This is a genomic window from Desulfobacter postgatei 2ac9 (genome assembly GCF_000233695.2).
GTDB classification, from domain to species: domain Bacteria; phylum Desulfobacterota; class Desulfobacteria; order Desulfobacterales; family Desulfobacteraceae; genus Desulfobacter; species Desulfobacter postgatei.
Window position 1 is genome coordinate 2,155,706 of record NZ_CM001488.1, and the last position, 19,246, is coordinate 2,174,951.

The window sequence follows — 19,246 nt, forward strand, 5'->3', positions numbered from 1 at the left end:
TTATCTCTCCTGAACGACCTTAGTTAGCGATCTGTTTAACGATTTCAGGTTTCAGTTTCTTGTATAGTGCCTGGGCTGCTATTGCGGCCTGGCTAACACCGACTGACGTGACTGTTGCACCGGACATGCCATCAATGCTTCCGCCGCCGTTCTTAAGTCCAAAATTGGCGGACATGGACATACCGGCAAACTGGGAGACAAAGGACAAGTCCTCTTTTGCCCTGGAACCGATGCCGGGGGTTTCCGAGTGGGTTGTAACGCGTACCGCGATGATTTCATCGGTTTCAAGGTTGATACCGACCATCAGGCCGACAGGCCCACCAAATCCGGTACCTTTGGCTTCAAATGCAACGGCTTTCTGTCCGTCGCCAAGAATACCCGGGAATACCTGAAGTGTGGTATCATCAACAGTTACGTCAACACGTTCCTGGATTGGATTATTGGTGATATCCGTGAAAATTTCTTTGATGGCGGGTGCTTTCTGGAATTTTAAGACCTGCTCTTCAATCTGGGGCTTGGTTGTTTTTTCAACAGCTGCCAGAAGGCCGCCGGATACTGCCGTGAGAACGGTCAGTACCACAATCATACTTAGCATCTCACGCATTGGGCACCCCCTTTCCAAGGGCTTTGGGTTTTATTACATCAATCAGCGGATTGATAAGGTTTATCAACAGGATGGACAGGATCGTGCCGTCCGGATAAATACCTATATTGCGGACCAGAATGATCATGAACCCACCTAAAAATCCGTAAATCAGCATGGGAATGAGATGAACCGGGGAGGATGAATTTTCAACAGCCAGGAAGAAGGCGCCTATAAGGGTATATCCTGCGAACAAGTGAAATATCGGCGGGGCATATGTATCCGGATGAAGCAGATAGAAAATCGTTGCGGTAATCAGAATGCCTGCGATGAACGAAACAACAATTTCCCATCTGGCATAACCCCTTAACATCAGATAAATTCCGCCGATAATGATGCCAAGTCCGAAAGTGGAGCCAATACCGCCAACTTCCTTGCCCATGAGCAGATCGTAGTTGGAGAATGAGGCCAGAGCGGATGTGCCCTGGGATTTCAGCGCTGCCAAAGGTGCAAGGGCGGTGAAATCAAACTGATATGATACATAAGCTGTGTCGAAGTCTAAGAGGGCGGGCCAAGACATCATGAGAATGGCAATACCCACCAGCGTCGGATGGAAAGGATTACCGCCGGTACCGCCGAATGCATATTTACCTAAGACGACCGCAACAAATGTCCCGGTGATTACAACCCACCACGGCATTGTGGCTGGAACCATCATGCCCAATAGCAGGCCGATGACCGCAGATTCCATATTGCCTATGGCAATTTTTTGCTTGGATATGACTGACATGATCACTTCCCAGAGCATGGCTGATGAAGTGGCAAGTGTCAACACCCCAAGGGCAGGCGCACCAAAATTGAGAACACCGAAAAGTGCGGCCGGTAAAAGAGCGATAATAAAATTCAGATTCTGTTGAAACAGGCTGTCTCCGGTATGCCAGAACGGGGCATGGGAAACGATCAATTTAGTGTTTGTCATTGGCTTTCTCCCATCTTCAAGCATTTTCACGAAGGGTCAACAGTTGATGCTTGCCCAAGCGGATATACTGATATAAAGGAATTCTGGCCCTGCATACATAGCCGCAAAGCCCGCACTCTATACAGGATTCCAGATCAAACCTGTCTGCAGCCTCTTCATAAAGGTTTGCTTCAAGATACCGTACCAGCAGGTTCACGGGTACATTGGCCGGGCAGATGCGGACACACTCGCCGCAATTGACACAGGCATTGTCCGAAAGTTCGGGGATAACATTTCTGTCCTGTACAATGATGGTATCCATATCCGGAACCACGGGATGATGAACCGTATACGTGGCAAATCCGCGCATGGGTCCTCCGATGATGATCCGGTCCCGTTCATTGATCTGAACATTAAAACAGGAAAATATTTTACTGATGGGTGTGCCTATGGTTGCCTTGACCCGGTATTTTTTTCCGCCTTTGTCGATCAGGGTGACGATTTTGTCAAACACAGGGTGCCCGGTTTCGTAAGTCCGGGCAAGGGAAACCAGAGCTTCTGGGCTGACAAAATAGACACCAGCATCTTCAGGGATCGCACCCGGTGAAAGTTCTTTACCCAAATGATCTTTCATCACCATGGCGGGCAGAGTGGACGGGTATGTATCTGATGTTCTGAGTACATTAAAACCATCAAGGTCCATCTGTGCTGAAAGATTTTCAGGTACTGTAATGCAGAGCCGGTCGGCACGGGTCATCGCTTTCAGAATCTTGGCTCCGGCGACCATCAGTCCCGCATATGCCGTACAGACGAATTGACAGGTGTCACACAATATATCTGTGTCTGCACCTGTCACAACAATGGTCCGGATATCATAGTTTGGGTTCGTCAGGGTTGAAACAGGCAATGCTCCGGGAATCTGTCCAAGATAATCGGCTGCAAACTCAAGGGTTTCTTCCAGATTTGTCTGGGCCCATTGATCATCGCCTTTGATTGCTGGATCGGGCTTGATCAATATATAGGTTGCCTTGTTGCCGAAGTCATCGGAGTAGGAATCAAATCCCTTGATCGTACCTGCAACAGGAGACAGTACATAAGGTGTACTATCTTCGTAAAGCTTTAATTTCTGCCCTTTTTTGACAACGTCTCCCGGGCCGATCAAAGCCTTTTTTGCGCTGTCGATTTCTTCGGACAAAAGAAGGGTAAGACTGCCAGGCACTGCAAGTTCCTCGGCGGATTGCAGGGACGTATCAAGCATATCATACGTCAACCTGGGTTTGGATAGAGCGAAAAAAGATCGTTTAATCATAATTAGTCCTTAAGTGTTGTAAAAATCTTAAGCCAAGCCTAATTTTGTTCAGATGAATATCCGTCGTTGATATTCGTCATCCTGAAAAAAATTATTGTGCGTGACATGCATTACATTCTACCGGACCCGCACCATAATCTTCATGGCACCCCTTGCACTGGGCGTGGAATGCGTCAGCCCTGGACGGCATGCTTTCATCACCTGTTTCCCCATGGCACTCACTGCAGTTGTAGGTCTCGTCATCTTCAATGTTGTGGTGGCAGTCCAGACAATCTAAAGAATAGTTATCTGTGTGCATGAGGTGTGTGAATAAAACTTTGCCGGCTTTGTTCTGAAACATCAGTCTGACTGGATTTTTCGGAACAGGAGGGCAAAAGGACGCGTAACAGACAATCCCTGTGACCAAAAGAACGATCATGATCCATACAGCTATTTTCAGGTCTCGTTGTGATGTCATAACTTTTCTCTCAATTTTTTAGGGGTTAGAGTTTAACGACGAACCCACAACTGGAAGCGTATATAGTATATTGATTTTAGATTTACAAGGAAAAAGTGGCGGAAATTTATTTATTACAAAAGGTGTATTTTTTAGGAGCGGATCGGATTTTTCTTTCTAACCAGAAACGGTTTATATTTGTCTTTTTTTGACATGCCTGCTTGCTTTTTTCTGATGATGAGAAAAGCGACTGCAAACAGTAAAAAACCAAACCCCATGGATAGTGCAGAACTACTCATTTCCAAGACAGGGGCAAGGGCATCCCCGATAAGTGCACCAATGATGAGCAGGATGATTGGGAATACATAAAGAAAGAAACTTAAAAAAAGCATGGGGGCTGAATGAATGCCCACAATCACGTGATCTCCTTCTTCCACGCCAAGGGTGTTTGGAAGGATAATGGTCATTTCTTCGGAAGGGTGATGGCTGACGCCGCAGGAGTCTTTTGACGCACAGCTTTCGCAGGCTGCTGAACGGGTGGTTTTAATCCAGGCTGTTTCGGGTGTGGCGTGGGTGACAATGCCGTCTTCGGTAATCATGATGTACTCTTATGTAATAGGGTTAGTGGTGACAAATTAAAGCTGTTAGGGAACTCAGGTAGTGTTGTATTCATGTCTGCCAGGCTCGCTGCTTTATTATGATAAGGTCAGCCAAAAATATCAATCCGGCTGCCCTGTGGGCCCTGAAGCGGTTGGGCCTGATAGGTTTGCTGAGCAAACAACTGTTCTTCGTTTTGTTTAACCGGCTCTTCTGTGTTTTCAGCCTGCAGTTCTAACGCTTGTTGTGTGATGTTGACCTGAAAGGCTTCCTGAGTGGTCTGGGTGCTTTCCGTATTTGTTTTAACATCTTGTTTTTCCTTAAGATTGTTCTGGATATCAGCCGTGTCTGCCGTTAGTGTATTGGCTGTATAGGCGTTCATTCCCTGAATACTTTTAATATCCATTGGCGTCCTTTCTTTGCTTTGTTTTTTTATTCAAGTTAACAATAATCTTAGGGGTAGAGGATGTCAAATTTTTTTATTAAAATTGCTTGACAAAGAAATTTGGTTGGTATATAACGCACAAGTCTTGATTGAGAGACGCTGCTCCCCAGTAGCTCAGTTGGCAGAGCGAGTGGCTGTTAACCACTAAGTCCGCGGTTCAAGTCCGTGCTGGGGAGCCAACCCAAAAGATGATTATCCCGACAATCTAAAGTTGTCGGGATTTTTGTTTTTGTGCCTCCCATATTCAAATATTCAAAAAAACAATTGACATCTCAGATTTTGTTTTTTAAATTATTAAAAATAAGCCATAAATAACTTATGTTTCTTATCGGAGATTTGTTTGATGAATACAGGGAAGTGGTTTTTAAATATTTGGGAAATTGAACGTAATTTTAAATGTCCCGTGATTGGAGCCATGTTGTCTGTGGACAAGCATAAAGATATTCTTAAGAAATGCGGATGGGATGTCAGCGGTCTCAAGCCCTATGAATACCACTCTTATCTTATGGGATCCATGGGAGATGAAAATGCGGTGTCCGTCAAGACAAACAACTATATCCGGCATCAGGCCGGAAAATATATGAAGCAGATTGCAGCCCTTTACAAAAAAAAAGATGCAAAGGGCGTAAGATCCTTATGGTATGACTATTCGGCCCGGGGTATCATCGGGCCGGTAATGTATGCCATTGTTTCCCATAGGGATACGAATGTTAAGTTGCTTCAGGATATCCATGGTGAAGTTCATATGATTTCCCATGCCAATATGACTGAAATTTTTAGTATCCGGCGCAAGCTGGAAACTGTTGATCAGATCCTGGATCGAGAAAAGAACAAAAGTTATGAAAAAGGCAAAAAAATTCGGGACCTGGTCAGTCAGTTAAAGCAGGCAAGTGAAGAAAAGAGTTTTCTTGCAAGGGAAAACGTTTGGCTCAAAAAGAAACTTGAGGCACTTGAACACCAAATCGTTTTGCATGAGCCGTCAGGCCCTGAATTGAATCGCGATATTGAGCGTCTTGAACAGGAATTGATCAGCCAAAGGGATGAGACGCTTCGGGCGGAACGGGAGAAAAAACAACTTGAGATTCAATTATTCAGTACCAGAAATGAGAACTCAATACTCAAGAAAGAGTTTGCACAGCTCTCTTCGGTCTTTGCCCCCGGGACGGATAATTTACACACCTGCCGAAAATCTGGAAATTGTCCCGTAACAGGAGACTGCCCCGGCGAGGATTGTCCAAGGCGACGCCTGTGCGCCAGACGGATCTTTATGATAGGTGGAATTACGAAAATGAAATCCTACTACCGGCAGATTGTTGAAAAGGCCGGGGGAGAATTTGACTATCATGACGGTTATCTTAAAAATAGCAGTGAGGATCTTGCTGCTAAAGTCAGACGATGTGATGTTGTTGTATGCCCAGTAAGCTGCAACAGTCATAATGCCTGTTTAAAGGTCAAGAATTTGTGTACACGGTACAATAAAGAGTTGAAAATTTTAAATAGCGCAAGCCTTTCAGCCGTTACTAAAGCGTTGATTGTTCCCGATGATACCGTAAATATCAATTAGTGTTTGACAGGGCGCAATAAACAGCATATCTCGGCCTTTAGCAGTGGGCATATTTGCAAAACAAATGATATCTTGACATTTTTTCAATTAGGGAAATTATATGTTATTTTTGTCCTGCACAAAAGGCGCGTCCCATACTGAATGAAGAGCGATCCATGCAGATTCTGAACCCTTCCCGGTGGTATCTTCACCCGGTGTTTATTTTTGCCTGTTCCATTTTTGCCCTTGCCACATTTCTGGTCCTGACGGTCAGCCTTTACATGGAGATCCGTTCTGCCCTCGAGATTGTGATGCTCAAGTTCAACATTGAGCCCCAGGCTATTTTCCCTTCCAAAACAGGGATGACAATACTTGTCTTAAGCCTTTTGATTTTCGTGGTTCTGGCCGGCATTTTTTTAGCGTTTATATATTATCAGAAAACCGTGAACCTGTTCCGGCTCCAGCACAATTTTATCTATAATTTCACCCATGAACTGAAAACGCCTGTCACTTCTCTCCGACTTTATCTTGAAACCTTTATCCGCCACCCCCTGGATCCCGAAGATGTAAAAAAATACAGTGCGGATATGCTCAAGGATATTGACCGGCTTACGGAAAACATAGACAGGATCCTTAACCTGGCACGCATAGAGAGCCAGAATTTTGGATCAAAAGTGACTCGGGAAAACCTTGTGGTGTTTTTAAAGACGTTTTGCCGGAAAAATGCGTCTCTCTTCAGGGGTCTTGATGTAAGGATTAAAAATCCGTCAGGGGGCAGATTTGAATACCCTGTAAACGCCTTTTTATTGGATATTCTACTGACCAATATTTTTTCAAATGCCATCCGATACAATGAAAGCCGTACACCCTGTCTGACCATTTTGTTTAAAAGTTACTTGCAGAAAGTGACCATAGATTTTATTGATAATGGTATAGGTGTGAATAAAGAGGATGCAAAAAAAATTTTCCGAAAATTTTACCAGGGGGACAGGAACAATAACCAGACCAATACAGGGTCGGGTCTCGGGTTGTATCTTGTATCAAGTATTGCTGCAATTCATGGTTGGCGGGCCTCGGTTTCCAGTGAAGGTAAAGGAAAAGGCGCAAAATTTACCATTACCATCCCCCGGGCAAGCATTGCCAGCGTCAGAGATAAAGAGTTATGGAAACGGTTGAAAAAAAACGTGTTTTGATCATAGAGGATGAATCCCATATTGCCGAGGGGATTAAGCTGAACCTCACCCTCCAGGGATATGCGGCCAAAGTGGCTGTAGACGGGATTGAAGGCCTTGAAAAATGGCGTGCCTGGGACCCTGATCTTATTGTTCTGGACATTATGCTGCCCATGGTTGACGGGTTTTCCATTCTCCAGACCATCCGCCGGGAGGATGAAAAAATCCCTGTGCTGATTTTATCGGCCCGGGGGGACACCCGGGATAAGGTTCGGGGGTTGAAATACGGGGTGGATGATTACCTGTCTAAGCCCTTTGATCTTGAAGAATTTCTTTTGCGTGTGGAGCGTCTTGTCAAACGCAAGGAATGGTATGAACCGCCCGGAAAAGAGAGAAGAAAATCAGGCTGTCCTTTATTTGAAGGCACCGCCTATTCCTTTGGGACAAACCACATTGATTTTGTAACATCAACGGCCCGGTGTGCAGCCGGTGAAGTGGTCCTGACCGAGCAGGAGATCACCTTGCTGCGGATTTTTATTGCCCATCAGGGAAAACCCCTGTCCCGGAAAATGCTTCTAAAAGCCGGATGGGGATATGCCAGGGACACCTCCACCCGGACCGTGGACAACTTTATTGTCAGATTCAGAAAATATTTTGAATCCAAGCCCAAGTCCCCGGTCTATTTTAAAAGCCGCAGATCCGTAGGTTATATTTTTGAACCCGGGGAATAAAATCTTTAATCCTGTCCTGTCAGAAGGAACATAGGCATAAACCGGGGATCCAGGTCTTGTGTCCGGACATGGCCGTATTCCGACTCCAGTTCCTGCAAAAGTCTGTACAAAATGCCCTGGAGCGCTGTGGGCAGATCTGCTTCATGCATGCCGGATGCCTGCGCTGCCCATAATCCCAGATCCTTTGCCTGGGTATCGCCGATGGTCCCATCCGGATTAAAAAGCTGGGAAAAGAAATCTTTAAATTCAGAAATTTCAATGGGCGCAAGACTCAATGCTTTTGACCTGTTCAGCCCCAAACGGTCACGGACCCACAGAGTCAGGATCATGCTTTTGTATGTGAGTACCCCAAAGGTGAAGGTGGCAATGTCCACATCCAGGCGGTTGAGAAAATCATCCAAACTAATGATTTCATCCAGTTGCCGCCGGGTGGACCTGATATCGGAAAGGCCGGCAAAGTTCCGGTACAAGACCTTGTCGGCATAGTTGGCAAAAAACATGGGCCGCTGAACCATGAGCCCCCCAATGATGCCCAGGTAAGATTCCCCCAGAAAACTTAAGGGCAGGTTTTTGGTTCCGATAAAGCTTGTCTCATACCATTTGCGTGCCGTGGCCTGAAGCCTTGCACCTTCCCGGCTTCCGGTTCTGAAAATATCTTCAAGAAAATATTTTTTGATCAAATCCACGGCGGTTTCCACGCGGGACTTGGAGCCGTCCATAAGCACCTCAAGACCTAAACTTAAGGTCGACATGGTTTTTTCAAGGGGCTTTTCAATGGATTCCAGATTCCTGATTTTGATCCGGTCGGCACTGATGACTTTGTTGATCAGGGCGGCAAGCTCGCTGTCAAGGTCCAAAATCCCGCCTTGCGCAATGATTTGTTCCAAGGTTTTTACAAACAGGTTGTCGCCTTTTAAAAACTGGGCGAAAAACATAGGCGGCATGGGAATATCCGGATCAAGTACCTGGGTTTCACTGGTGGCGACTGCAGGTCTGGGTCTTAAGTTTTTCCCGGCGATGGGCTGGTAAATTCCAATGGCCTCGTGAGCCGGTAAAAAACCTTTTTCCGCAAGTCTGATGTTTTTTTGCCGGAACTGCTCTTCCTCTGCTTCAGCGGGCAGAATACTTAAGGTCTCAAGGAACAGGCCGTGGAGAACCGACAGGTCCATTTCGGCAAGTTTTTTTAACATCTGTTCGATTAATTCCGGCGCATCATCCGGCAAACCATTCTCTCGGAGAGTATTCTGGGGAAAAAGTTCTCCTTCGGGATCTTCCTCTGGGCCCGATTGCTGATCAGGAAATCTGAAATAAAATTTATCATCCAGGGTGATGTAATCGTCAAAATCCTCGGGCGGCAGTTCATCGTGTTCCCGGATAAAAACATGCATCTTTTGTGACAGATAATATTCCACAAACTCTGGTTTTTCGTTGATGGCCCAGCGCAGAAGCCGTTGGGGATCGGCTTTGAACAGAAGGGAAAACACCTGGGTCATCATATGGGTATTCAGCCGGTCATCATCCCAGACCTCCACGTCAAGGATATACTCCCACTGGCTGGATGCGGCCAGCGCCAGAACCGGAATGAAATCATGGACCCCGATTTTATGCATCAGGTAGTACAGGTCCTGATCCGGGAAGGACTGGATCAAGGTGGCAGGGGAGGGGGCTTCCAGGATCATGTCAAGGGCTTGGGCGCCTTCACTGAAAAGGATGTCCCGGCGCATTTTCTGTAACTTCAGTTCTTTTCTGGCTTTATTGGCCAGTTGATAATCGTTGTTCATATATTTATGATAGCCTTGTTTTTTGTTTGCATATCTTGATGTACTGCCCCAACGCGGGATCATGGGCAAACGGGGTGAAATATGTTAAGGCGTTGTGAAAATCACCGGTATTCATCAGACACACCCCCATGCACACGTACAGCTCTTTGTTTTCTGGAAAATGCGACAGCCCTTTGTCGAGAAGGGCCATGGCCTTGGAAAATTTTTTTTGCTTCTGCTGGATCATGGCAAGGCCCTGGAAGGCTCTGGCACAAGGATAAAACTGCAGCGCCTTTTCAAACAGATTTACCGCTATCTGTTCGGCATTTCGGACCCGGTTATCGCGGGCATATTCTCCATGGGAAAAGGTCATGGCAAGCCTCGATAAGAAATCGGCATGCAAGGGGGCAGATGTTTTATCCGGATGACGTGTGATGCGGTTCACAAACTCTTCAAGATTTCTGAAAAAAGCCTGCCTGAGCCGATCCCCCCACCCCTTAACCTGTTCAAAATCCATATCCGGGTCCAATTCCCACCAGGGCAAATCTTCTATATTTTTTTGCCAGACACCATCATGGGTCCATCCTTTCTGTAATGCCCGGTTATACAAGGCTGTTCCGGGAAAGGTGACCAGCATGTAAAACACCGTGCTCAACGGGCCTAAACGGCGCATAAGATCAATGCTCTCCTGGATGGTGGCATCCGTCTCCCCTGGCGAGCCATAGATAAAATAAGCCCGGGGCAGGATACCAGCGGCTCGCACCTTGTCAAACGCCGCCACGCAGGTGTCGTTGTCAATGGGTTTGCCAAGGATCTTTTTGATGGGCTCAGCCCCGGATTCAATGCCGAAGCTGATCTGGATGCATCCGGCCCGGCGCATCAGTCCAAGTACGCTCTCGTCAATATAATCCACCCGGGAGATGGCATTCCAGGTGATACCAAGATCTGCGTTAATAATTTTTTGGCATAATTGCCTGACTGCATCACTATCCATGGTAAAGGTGTCGTCACTGATGAAAAAATGGGTCACACCTTTTTGGACAAGCGCCTTTATCTCTTCAAAGAGCCATTGGGGCGAGTGACGGCGGACAAGGGAGGTTCCCCAGAATTTCGGAGATCCGCAAAACGTACATCGGCCCGGGCATCCCCTGGACATGGACAGGTGCTGGTAAGTGAAATACCGGGACGGGTGGGGCAGGGTATCCAGATCCTTTACCAGTTGACTTTGGCCGGTGTCATGAATGTTTAGCCCCTTGCGGAAAACAATGCCGGGAATCCGGTCAAGATCCTGTGCCAGTTCTTTTCTGATGGCCTGGGTCTGGTGAATGGTGCCAAAACGGTCTTTTGCTTTTTTTGCCGCATGGACCAGTTTTTCCGTGCTGAATTCTCCTTCGCCTTTGACAATCACATCCAGGGCCGGGCAGGCCCCAAACAGGAAATCCGCCATAAAGGTGGCCCCGGGCCCCCCAAAAATAATGAGGCTGTCCGGCAGGATCTGGCGGGCCTTGTCTGCACATGCCATGGCATTGATCCGGGTGGGACTGGTTACGGAAAAACCGATAATATCAGGCTTTTCTTGCATGATGGATTGGGTGAACAGGTTAAGTGCCTTCTTTGGCGATCCCTTTGCCGACGGATTGGCCGGGCCTGCCGGTGCAAGATTCAAAATACCTGATATCCAGCCTTGGTCCAGAAGCATGGTTGCCAGAGAATAGAGCCCGATGGGGATCTGAAGCGCATCCGGATCCGTAACCCTTGGATCCAGGCAGGATGGATTGACAAACAGAACCTTCACGACTAAAAAGCTTTAAGAATCAGATCTTCAAGTTTGCGCTTGGGCACGTGGTGAACCTGATTTTCATCCCGGAAGTACCGGATATCCCCGTCGTCACCCACATCATCAATGCAGGCTTTTTCCACGGGTTTGCCAAGTGCGATGACCAGCTTGACTTCCAGATGATCGTCAATGGCAAGCAGGCTTTTAAGTTTTTTGATGTTTATGGCGGCAAACATGCATCCGGCCAGTCCTCTTGCCCGGGCGCCCAGCAGGATGGTCTGGGCGGCAATACCGTGGTCGCACCAGAAATTGTTTGAAATGGTGGTATCCCCCAGGATGATAATGTATCCCGTGGGTTGTTCCGCAGGTTCCGGGCCTTTCCACTCTTTTAGATAAGCGGCCCAGGTCAGGCAGGAAAAAATTTTATCGTTTTGTTCCCGGCTGCTGGAAATAATATATTTCAGGGGTTGGTTGTTCGCCCCGGATGCCGTATACCGGGCGAGTTCCACAAGATCGGTCAAGGTTTGTGTATCCAGGGCAAACGCGTTGTCAAACCGTCTGCAGGACCGGTTGGATTTTACAAGTTCTTTGAAATTATCCATTGTTTTTTCCTTTGGGTGAAAGACAGTCGCCCGGTTCGGTGCTAATTCGCGACATTTGTATGTCGATCCAGTCCAGAATTTTGTCCATCTCCTGGGTGATCTCCTGCAATGCCTTTCCCCTGTGGCTGACCTTTGCCTTTTCTTCCATGGATAACTGGGCAAAGGTTTTATTCAGTTCCGGGAAAAAGAACAGCGGATCGTAACCAAACCCGTTATTGCCTGCAGGTTCCCGGGTAAGCACCCCTTCGCAGCGGCCTTCATAGGTCAAAGCGGCACCCGTGGGGACCGCAATGGAGATTACACATTCAAAGGCTGCTTTGCGGTTTTCTTCGTTTTTCATGGCTTCCAGAAGTTTGTCCACATTGTCCTGATCCGTGGCATTTTCCCCCGCGTAACGGGCCGAATATACGCCTGGAGCCCCGCCAAGCGCCTCTACGCAAAGTCCGGAGTCATCTGCCAGAGCCGGATACCCCAGAATTCTGGAAATAAACGACGCCTTTTTATATGCATTGTCGTCAAAGGTTTCCCCGTCTTCTATCACCTCGGGAATCGGACCGAAATCAGACAGATTTTTTATCTCAACCGGATAGCCTTGCAGCCTCTCCTTTAATTCCCTTGTTTTGCCTTTATTGGTCGTGGCCAGTACTAAGATCTGTTTCACCTAAAAGCTCCTTGTGCCGTATTAGACAGTTTTTTTAAAATTTAGGGATTAATATAATTGCTGGTCAACGGTTTGTAAAGGTAAGCCGGTAAGGAAGGCAGGGCCGTGGCAATTAAGGTGCCGCCTTTTTTATCCGGTCTCCTGGTTTTTTGGGCTACCTGCAGCACCTGCAGCTGCGCCATCCTTGTAGCACTGGCTGCCATACCGCACCACCTGACGGCACAGCCCCCGGATTATACTGACTTCCCGAGCTCTGAGCTGGTAGCGGCTTAAAAAATTGCGGGCCTTGTCAAGCCGGTGTTCCGGATTTTCATGATTGATGTAATGGATTCGGGCAAAGGTCTCTTTTAGTTCTTCATACATGTTCTCCAGCTCATGCCGACAGGCCAGCCGGGGGATATGACATTCCGGTGCCCGGGTGCGGGCCTGGAACAGTTCATAACACATGACCATGACGGCCTGGGCCAGGTTCAGGGAAGAAAATCCGGCTGTGGGAATATTCACAAGCTCGTGGCATAGCTGCAAATCTTCATTGGTCAAACCCCGGTCCTCGGGGCCGAAAAGAACGGCTACCCGGTTTTCTGAAGACATGGGGATCAGTTTTGCGGCAAGATCGGCGGGAGAAGAATTCACCCGGCGTGTGCCACCAAGCCTTGCGGTGGTTCCGACAATCCAGTTGAACCCCCCAAGGGCCTCAGGAAGCGTGCTGCAGACCTTCATGGCCTTTACCAGTCCGGAAGCGGAGTGGGTCGCCACTTTCAGAACACGTTCCATGTCAAGGTGCCTGGGCGCAGACACAATCAACTGCCCCACCCCCATGTTTGCCGCAGCCCGGGCCGCGGCACCAATATTTTCCGGAATCCGGGTATCATGAAGCACAATGGCGACATTTTCCATGCGAATCTTTTGACACATCCTATTCCCCTTTTACGTCCGACTCAAAATCTTTCCGGTGATCAGCGCAGTATCACCGCAGCGGGCTTGCCGCAAGCGTTGCTGCGCACTCTGCGCGATGAAGATAATCATGCCGCATAATCGGTTGTCAACAGATAAAACTGCTACACCCTCAGCTTCACATACGGATCAGTGAAGAAAAAAGAGGTGGCATACCGTGGAGGCAGTTGCCCACATCACGACGGCGTAGAGCCAATTGCTCTGGATGATCAGTTTCGGTGACACCTGGTACCGGCTGACCAACGCCAATCCGACACCGGACAATGGACTGCTGGCCGTTGCTATGGCCCAGCAACTGAGAAACAGAAAGCCCAGTTGAGAAGGATTCGGGTTGAGCGGAAGAAGCAGGGGACTGGCGATGGAAATGCTGACAACCGGATGAACGCCGGCGATTCCGATGATGATCATCACAGCCAATATCATCGACAGCAGCCCCGGAGTCAAGGTTGATCCCTGAAGGCTGAAGAATTCAGGATACACAAGGGTCGTCGATTTTATACCTGCCGAAAAAACACCTGCAGCAAGAAACAGGGTAAACTGGCTGCCGACCGATAGCAGGCTAGTTTTAATAAAGTCATGCAGCGCAGTTATCCTCGGACGGAATTTCATGAAAATAAGGGCCCCGAAAGGTGAAATCAGACAGATAATGGTAAGAATGCTGATATCGGGTTGAATATAATGAACACTGAGAACAACTGCAGCAAGAAACGTCGGCACTATCATGGTTGCTGTTTTGAATGGATATCCGGAAAAGAGTTCTTTTCTGAAAAAACATACTTCAACAATTGAATAGCCAATGGCAAGAAGACTCATCATCGCACCGGGGATCAAGGTTTGCCGCCATGACATGCCGGGGGCGTACGTGAGGGCAACGCCCGTAGCGACAAAGAAGGGAGACCACCATGCCGCCGAACAGAACGAGCGGGCAAGAACGATCGTCTGAGTTTTGGTCAAGATGCCGTTTTTACGAAGACGATCACCGAAAACAAACAGCACTGACAGATTGATAATCGATCCGAGCAGGTGGGTGCCGAATGCTGTAACGGCAACAGACCGCTTTCCCTGGGGCAGCGTCTGGCCTTCGATGCCGGTATTTGTCAAGGCAAGGAAAGAGACGGAAACAAACATCGCCAGCAGCGGCAGGTTGGTGGCAAGAATTTTCTGCCAGCCAAGAAACACGCCCCGGAAAGCCGCAAAGGCAACGAGGATGCAGCCGGTTACGAGGAGCAGCAATGCCTGGTTGCGTGGACCCTTGCCCAGGGTAGGCCACATGACAATCGGCACAAGCCAGCCGAGCAGTGTCGGTAGAGCCAGAATAGAGGGCACGGGAATACTTATAAGATACAGAACAAGCGTCCCAACGATAATCCACCCGATATACATTTGCATTTTATTGTTTCAACCTGTCTTTAAGGCCGTAATACCATTAGCGCTTACCGGGGAGAGTCAAAACAAATGCAACAATAATTCGAGTTTAGAGCAGCATTAATCAAGTCCCAGGTTGTCGTAAAAGTGCCGGCGTTTCATCCTGCGCAGTGCCTTATCTTCTTTGACCAGATAGCAGTATTTGTTGTTTTGGTCATCAAAACATTCAAACAGTCCGGTATAATCTTCTATATCTGTAACATCACAGATCCTGGAAACATCATCGTTAAACCGCCGGCATACCGAAACCCAGTCTTCAATTTTCGAGTCTTTTTTGATGGTGATCGCCTTTGAGGCCTCATCATATTCCGCCTGGATGGATTTCATGTCAATACCTCCAGATTTTTAAAATTAGAGGGTCAAAAAGGCCCTGTTTATAAAATTTATTTTAGCAGAATAACCCTTTTTGTGTAAAATCTAAAATGTACAATCCTGTCGGATTGAGTGTGTTTTTTTATAAATTTTAAATGAAAGCAACCTTGAAAAGTGCCTAATTCTCAGTTCCAATGCCATCACACTTACGTGCGCGGCATTAAATGTTCGCGGTCCCTGCTGCGGCCCTGTCTTTCTATGGCCTGGATCAGGCGGGTAAAAATCAGGTAATGAAAAGGAAGGAAAAAATACCAGTATATATCACCCCAGATACCGTGAGGTTCAAAGTATGCGGTTACAATGAGGCGGTTCAGGTGAGGGTTTTCAGCTTTGACGGTAAATTCCAGCCAGGCCAGGCCCGGCAGTTTCATCTCGGCCCTTAATAGAAGCCGGCGGTAGGGCTCGATTTTCTCCACACGAAAAAAATCGATCACGTCATTTTCCCATAACTCGGACTGGCTCCGCCGCCCCCGGGACATACCCACACCGAGAAACAGGCGGTCGATTTCACCCCGCAGATACCACATCCAGTTGTTATGAAACCACCCTTCTTTGCCCCCGATCCGGCAAAAAGCATAGAACAGGGATTTGTCTAGTTTGGGTGAGTCTATCCAGTACCGGCTGATATAATGGGGCACCCGGGGCAATTCATGCAGCCTTGGAACCAGATTCCAATTGGGCGGATAGGCACAGGACCATCGGCTTTGCATGGTGTCCTCTTCTTCGATTTTCATGGCGCGTTTGACTGCTTCACGAAAGGGAACGGTCTCGAAGGGAATTAGAGCCTGGATCTCCTCATTTCTGCACACCACTTCATTACCAAGACCTTCCAATAGTGAACGGGTGATTGCGGCCGGCACCGGCGTGATAAAACTGGCCAGGAATGAAAAGGTATTCAAAGGCAATGGGAGTCGGGTAAACCAGCGCCGTTTGCCAAGAATATCGGCCACCACCTTCATCATATTTTCATAGGAAAGGATTTCATTTCCTCCGATATCGAATTCCCGACCACGGGTATTTTCATGTTCCAGGCACCCCACCAGATATTTGATTACATCACGGATGCCGATGGGCTGGCACAGGGTTTTGGCGTAAACCGGCAAACAGATCACCGGTATGCGATCCACCAGATTTTTGATGATTTCAAAGGAGGCGCTTCCCGAGCCGATAATCACGGCCGCCCGGATGACCGTCACCGGCACCGGTCCCTTCATTAACTCTCGCGCAACTTCAAGACGACTCTTCAGGTGTGCGGATAAAAAATCGTTTTTATCCCCCAATCCGCCCAGGTAAATGATGCGTTCAACCCCTTTTTCCCCGGCAGCCAGTCTGAAATTTTTTGCTACAGTCAATTCGAGATTTTCAAATTTTTTGGGCCCCAGAAGCAATGAATGCATCAAATAATAAGCGGTATTCACCTGGTCCATGGCCCGCTTTAAGTCCTCGATACTCAACGCATCGCCTTCCACAATTTCCGCCCCAGGCCAGCGCAGCCCATAAGACTCGCCATGGGATCTGACGAGTACACGTACCCTGTACCCCCGGGCAATTAACTCGGGTACAAGCCGCCCGCCGATATAACCGCCGGCTCCGGTAACGAGAATGAGTCCCTTTCCAGCCACCGGACGGGTGGGTAAATCTTCGCAGAACAATATGGATCGTTGAGGATACGGCATATGGCACCTTTTTTGTTTGCTTTAAAATTTTGGTGTAGTTATTTCTCTGCATCCCTATAAAAGGCTTTCCATTTCAATAGTGGAGCAGCACGCAATTGCATGCTGGTCTTATATATCTGCAGATGAGTGAATTTGCGTCCAAGCACTATATCATGTCTGCAATCTCTTTTCCGTAGGCTTGTGCTGTTTCAACACCGTCCTCAACCCAGGACGCCTTGATCATCAAAGGGCCGGAAGCCATTTTCATCTTAAAAATATAGTTCATTGTATCAAATATTTTTTTATTGGCCTCTCCGCTCCATCCATACGCACCAAAGGCCCCCCCGGGTTTGTCCTTGAGCTGTGCACGCTCAGCCATGAATAAAACCTGTTTCATGGAGGGCAGCATTTCCCCGTGATAGGTGGGGGAACCGAAGACATAGGCATCAAACCCTATTAAATCTTTTTCAGTTTCTATTTGTTGAGCAGTTTTAACCTGCACCTGGTGGCCTGCCTGACGAACACCCTCTGCAATTAATTCAGCTATTCCCTTTGTTTCATTAACTCTGGATGTATAAACAATCAGTATACTTCCCATTTTTTTATCCTTATTTTTTTAGAATTTGAATTTATAAGATTTTAATTGTTCAATTTTTTGTTTAACTTAACGACCTGGATTGATTATTATATGGAATGTATAATCAAAACTCATAACAAAGTAATATAAAATCATGACGGGGCCAAGAAAAATTAGCCGGGTTTTTAATTTTTGGCTTGATAAAAATTAAAAAGTCTGGAAATCTATAATTTTTTTGTATGGACTTTTTTTAGATATCGTCTATGTGGATTAGAAACAAGGTGTACAGGAATTTATGGGCTTATTAAAATTAAAGGGGTTTCCGGGAACCGGCAGTTTCCCCCATGGGATTCACCCTCCGGATAATAAAGCGTTGTCCGCCAACAGGCCTGTCGAAGTGATGGAAACACCCCGGACGGTGACCCTGCCTTTGCTGCAGCATCTTGGGGTGCCCAGCAAGCAGGTTGTTAAATCCGGTGAAACGGTCAGTTACGGGCAGATGGTTGCTAAAGGAGAGGCCTTTGTTTCCGCCTCACTCCATTCGCCCATTGCCGGAAAAGTTAAAAAAAATGTAACAGTGACCCTGCCCAACGGCAGGCGTGTTGACGCCATCACCATTCAGGCGGAGGGGGAGCAAATCCCCCCGGAAAGAATCTGGGAAGAGGTGAAGTTTACACAATGGCCAAAGGAGGGCTTTTCCGATTATGCCCCCATGGATATTGTGAAAAAGATTCAGGAATCCGGTATCGTGGGGTTAGGCGGGGCAGCGTTCCCCACCCATGTCAAGGTGATGCCCAATGATACCCGGGTGATTGATACCATGGTGGTGAACGGGTGTGAGTGCGAGCCATATCTGACCTGTGATTACAGACTTATGGTTGAGGCGCCTGAGGTGATCGTCACCGGCTCGCTTCTGACGGGAAGGGCTGTCTCGGCCAGGGAGGTTGTCATCTGTGTGGAGGACAATAAGCCCGAGGCCATAAGACGTCTTCAGCATGCGGCACAGAAGACAGTGGTGCAGGTTGTCGTACTGAAAACAAAATATCCCCAGGGCAGTGAAAAGCAGCTTGTGAAGGCCGTGGTCGGTCTTGATATTCCGTTAGGCGGTTTGCCGGCTGACGCAGGCGTTGCCGTAAGTAACGTGCAAACCATGGCCACCGTGGCCCGCAGCCTTATCAAGGACGTGCCGCTTACCCACAGGGTGATCACTGTTTCCGGCCGTGGCATCTGCAATCCGAAAAATATTTTTGTGCCCATCGGGGTCTCTTTGGCCGAGGTGGTTGACTTCTGCGGCGGCCTGACGCCTGATGCGGCCCGGATTATTTCCGGCGGCCCCATGATGGGGTTTGCATTCTCTGATCTGTCTGCCCCCGTAACCAAAGGCACGTCCGGGCTGACGATTCTTACCCATGACGAGGTCCGCAAGACGGATGAGACAAATTGCGTGCGCTGCGGGCGATGTGTGGACGCCTGTCCCATGAACCTTGTGCCCACAAAGCTGGCGTTGGCGGCCAGGTATAAGGCTCCTGAGCTTGCTGCCCAATACCATATTCGTGCCTGTGTTGAATGCGGGAGCTGTTCCTATGTATGCCCGGCAAAGCTGAACCTGGTTCAGTTGATTCGTGAGGGTAAGGTCCAGCTGAACGCCTGGGAACGTCGCTGATATAAACAATAAAGATTAATTGATAC

19 protein-coding genes and 1 tRNA gene are annotated in these 19,246 nt (G+C 47.9%); 5 read left to right on the forward strand and 15 right to left on the reverse strand.

Features of this window, described 5'->3' with window-relative positions; translation table 11 throughout:
- Positions 1–19 precede the first annotated feature (19 nt).
- The 6 genes from rnfG to DESPODRAFT_RS09910 form a co-directional block, all read right to left on the reverse strand.
- Entirely contained in the window at positions 20–604 is a 585-nt protein-coding gene (rnfG, locus tag DESPODRAFT_RS09885; RefSeq protein WP_004073281.1) for an RnfABCDGE type electron transport complex subunit G, read from the reverse strand.
- A complete protein-coding gene (locus DESPODRAFT_RS09890; RefSeq protein WP_004073282.1) occupies positions 597–1,562 on the reverse strand; it encodes an RnfABCDGE type electron transport complex subunit D in 966 nt (321 codons plus the stop codon). The genes rnfG and DESPODRAFT_RS09890 overlap by 8 nt, the downstream gene beginning before the upstream one ends.
- A gap of 16 nt (positions 1,563–1,578) precedes the next feature.
- A complete protein-coding gene (locus DESPODRAFT_RS09895; RefSeq protein ID WP_004073283.1) occupies positions 1,579–2,850 on the reverse strand; it encodes a 4Fe-4S dicluster domain-containing protein in 1,272 nt (423 codons plus the stop codon).
- Between the two features lie 91 nt (positions 2,851–2,941).
- Entirely contained in the window at positions 2,942–3,307 is a 366-nt protein-coding gene (locus DESPODRAFT_RS09900; RefSeq protein ID WP_004073284.1) for a cytochrome c3 family protein, read from the reverse strand.
- Between the two features lie 131 nt (positions 3,308–3,438).
- The gene (locus tag DESPODRAFT_RS09905; RefSeq protein ID WP_004073285.1) at positions 3,439–3,885 is read right to left on the reverse strand and encodes a SoxR reducing system RseC family protein; all 447 of its coding nucleotides are present in this window, start codon (positions 3,883–3,885) and stop codon (positions 3,439–3,441) included.
- A gap of 107 nt (positions 3,886–3,992) precedes the next feature.
- Positions 3,993–4,289 carry a hypothetical protein gene (locus DESPODRAFT_RS09910; protein WP_004073286.1) on the reverse strand — a complete coding sequence of 99 codons (297 nt, stop codon included), beginning with the start codon at positions 4,287–4,289 and terminating at the stop codon, positions 3,993–3,995.
- A 142-nt stretch (positions 4,290–4,431) separates the two neighbouring features.
- On the opposite strand from DESPODRAFT_RS09910, the gene DESPODRAFT_RS09915 reads away from it, so the two are divergent.
- From DESPODRAFT_RS09915 to DESPODRAFT_RS09930, 4 genes are all read left to right on the forward strand, one after another.
- A tRNA-Asn gene (locus DESPODRAFT_RS09915) sits at positions 4,432–4,507 on the forward strand.
- Positions 4,508–4,671: 164 nt separating this feature from the next.
- Positions 4,672–5,892, forward strand: coding sequence for a DUF2325 domain-containing protein (locus DESPODRAFT_RS09920; RefSeq protein ID WP_004073287.1), 1,221 nt, complete (start codon positions 4,672–4,674; stop codon positions 5,890–5,892).
- Between the two features lie 155 nt (positions 5,893–6,047).
- Positions 6,048–7,064, forward strand: coding sequence for a sensor histidine kinase (locus DESPODRAFT_RS09925; protein ID WP_004073288.1), 1,017 nt, complete (start codon positions 6,048–6,050; stop codon positions 7,062–7,064).
- On the forward strand, positions 7,034–7,774 hold the full coding sequence (locus DESPODRAFT_RS09930; protein ID WP_004073289.1) for a response regulator transcription factor: 741 nt from the start codon (positions 7,034–7,036) through the stop codon (positions 7,772–7,774). The genes DESPODRAFT_RS09925 and DESPODRAFT_RS09930 overlap by 31 nt, the downstream gene beginning before the upstream one ends.
- Positions 7,775–7,779: 5 nt before the next feature.
- Here DESPODRAFT_RS09930 and DESPODRAFT_RS09935 read toward each other — a convergent pair whose 3' ends face one another.
- From DESPODRAFT_RS09935 to DESPODRAFT_RS09975, 9 genes are all read right to left on the reverse strand, one after another.
- Positions 7,780–9,555 (reverse strand): DUF6178 family protein, encoded by a 1,776-nt coding sequence (locus DESPODRAFT_RS09935; protein ID WP_004073290.1) that lies wholly within the window; start codon positions 9,553–9,555, stop codon positions 7,780–7,782.
- Positions 9,556–9,559: 4 nt separating this feature from the next.
- Positions 9,560–11,329 carry a B12-binding domain-containing radical SAM protein gene (locus DESPODRAFT_RS09940; protein WP_004073291.1) on the reverse strand — a complete coding sequence of 590 codons (1,770 nt, stop codon included), beginning with the start codon at positions 11,327–11,329 and terminating at the stop codon, positions 9,560–9,562.
- Between the two features lie 2 nt (positions 11,330–11,331).
- The gene (locus tag DESPODRAFT_RS09945; RefSeq protein ID WP_004073292.1) at positions 11,332–11,913 is read right to left on the reverse strand and encodes a nitroreductase family protein; all 582 of its coding nucleotides are present in this window, start codon (positions 11,911–11,913) and stop codon (positions 11,332–11,334) included.
- The gene (locus DESPODRAFT_RS09950) at positions 11,906–12,574 is read right to left on the reverse strand and encodes an XTP/dITP diphosphatase (protein ID WP_004073293.1); all 669 of its coding nucleotides are present in this window, start codon (positions 12,572–12,574) and stop codon (positions 11,906–11,908) included. The genes DESPODRAFT_RS09945 and DESPODRAFT_RS09950 overlap by 8 nt, the downstream gene beginning before the upstream one ends.
- A 129-nt stretch (positions 12,575–12,703) precedes the next feature.
- On the reverse strand, positions 12,704–13,489 hold the full coding sequence (locus tag DESPODRAFT_RS09955) for an RNA methyltransferase (protein WP_004073294.1): 786 nt from the start codon (positions 13,487–13,489) through the stop codon (positions 12,704–12,706).
- Between the two features lie 168 nt (positions 13,490–13,657).
- Positions 13,658–14,917 (reverse strand): hypothetical protein, encoded by a 1,260-nt coding sequence (locus DESPODRAFT_RS09960; protein WP_004073295.1) that lies wholly within the window; start codon positions 14,915–14,917, stop codon positions 13,658–13,660.
- 96 nt (positions 14,918–15,013) lie between these two features.
- Positions 15,014–15,280: a hypothetical protein gene (locus DESPODRAFT_RS09965; RefSeq protein ID WP_004073296.1), complete on the reverse strand. Its 267-nt coding sequence runs from the start codon at positions 15,278–15,280 to the stop codon at positions 15,014–15,016.
- A gap of 191 nt (positions 15,281–15,471) precedes the next feature.
- On the reverse strand, positions 15,472–17,001 hold the full coding sequence (locus tag DESPODRAFT_RS09970; RefSeq protein ID WP_004073297.1) for an SDR family oxidoreductase: 1,530 nt from the start codon (positions 16,999–17,001) through the stop codon (positions 15,472–15,474).
- A gap of 145 nt (positions 17,002–17,146) precedes the next feature.
- A complete protein-coding gene (locus tag DESPODRAFT_RS09975; RefSeq protein WP_004073298.1) occupies positions 17,147–17,578 on the reverse strand; it encodes a flavodoxin domain-containing protein in 432 nt (143 codons plus the stop codon).
- A gap of 274 nt (positions 17,579–17,852) precedes the next feature.
- Here DESPODRAFT_RS09975 and rsxC point away from each other — a divergent pair, with 274 nt between their 5' ends.
- Positions 17,853–19,220, forward strand: coding sequence for an electron transport complex subunit RsxC (rsxC, locus tag DESPODRAFT_RS09980; protein WP_004073299.1), 1,368 nt, complete (start codon positions 17,853–17,855; stop codon positions 19,218–19,220).
- Positions 19,221–19,246 lie beyond the last annotated feature (26 nt).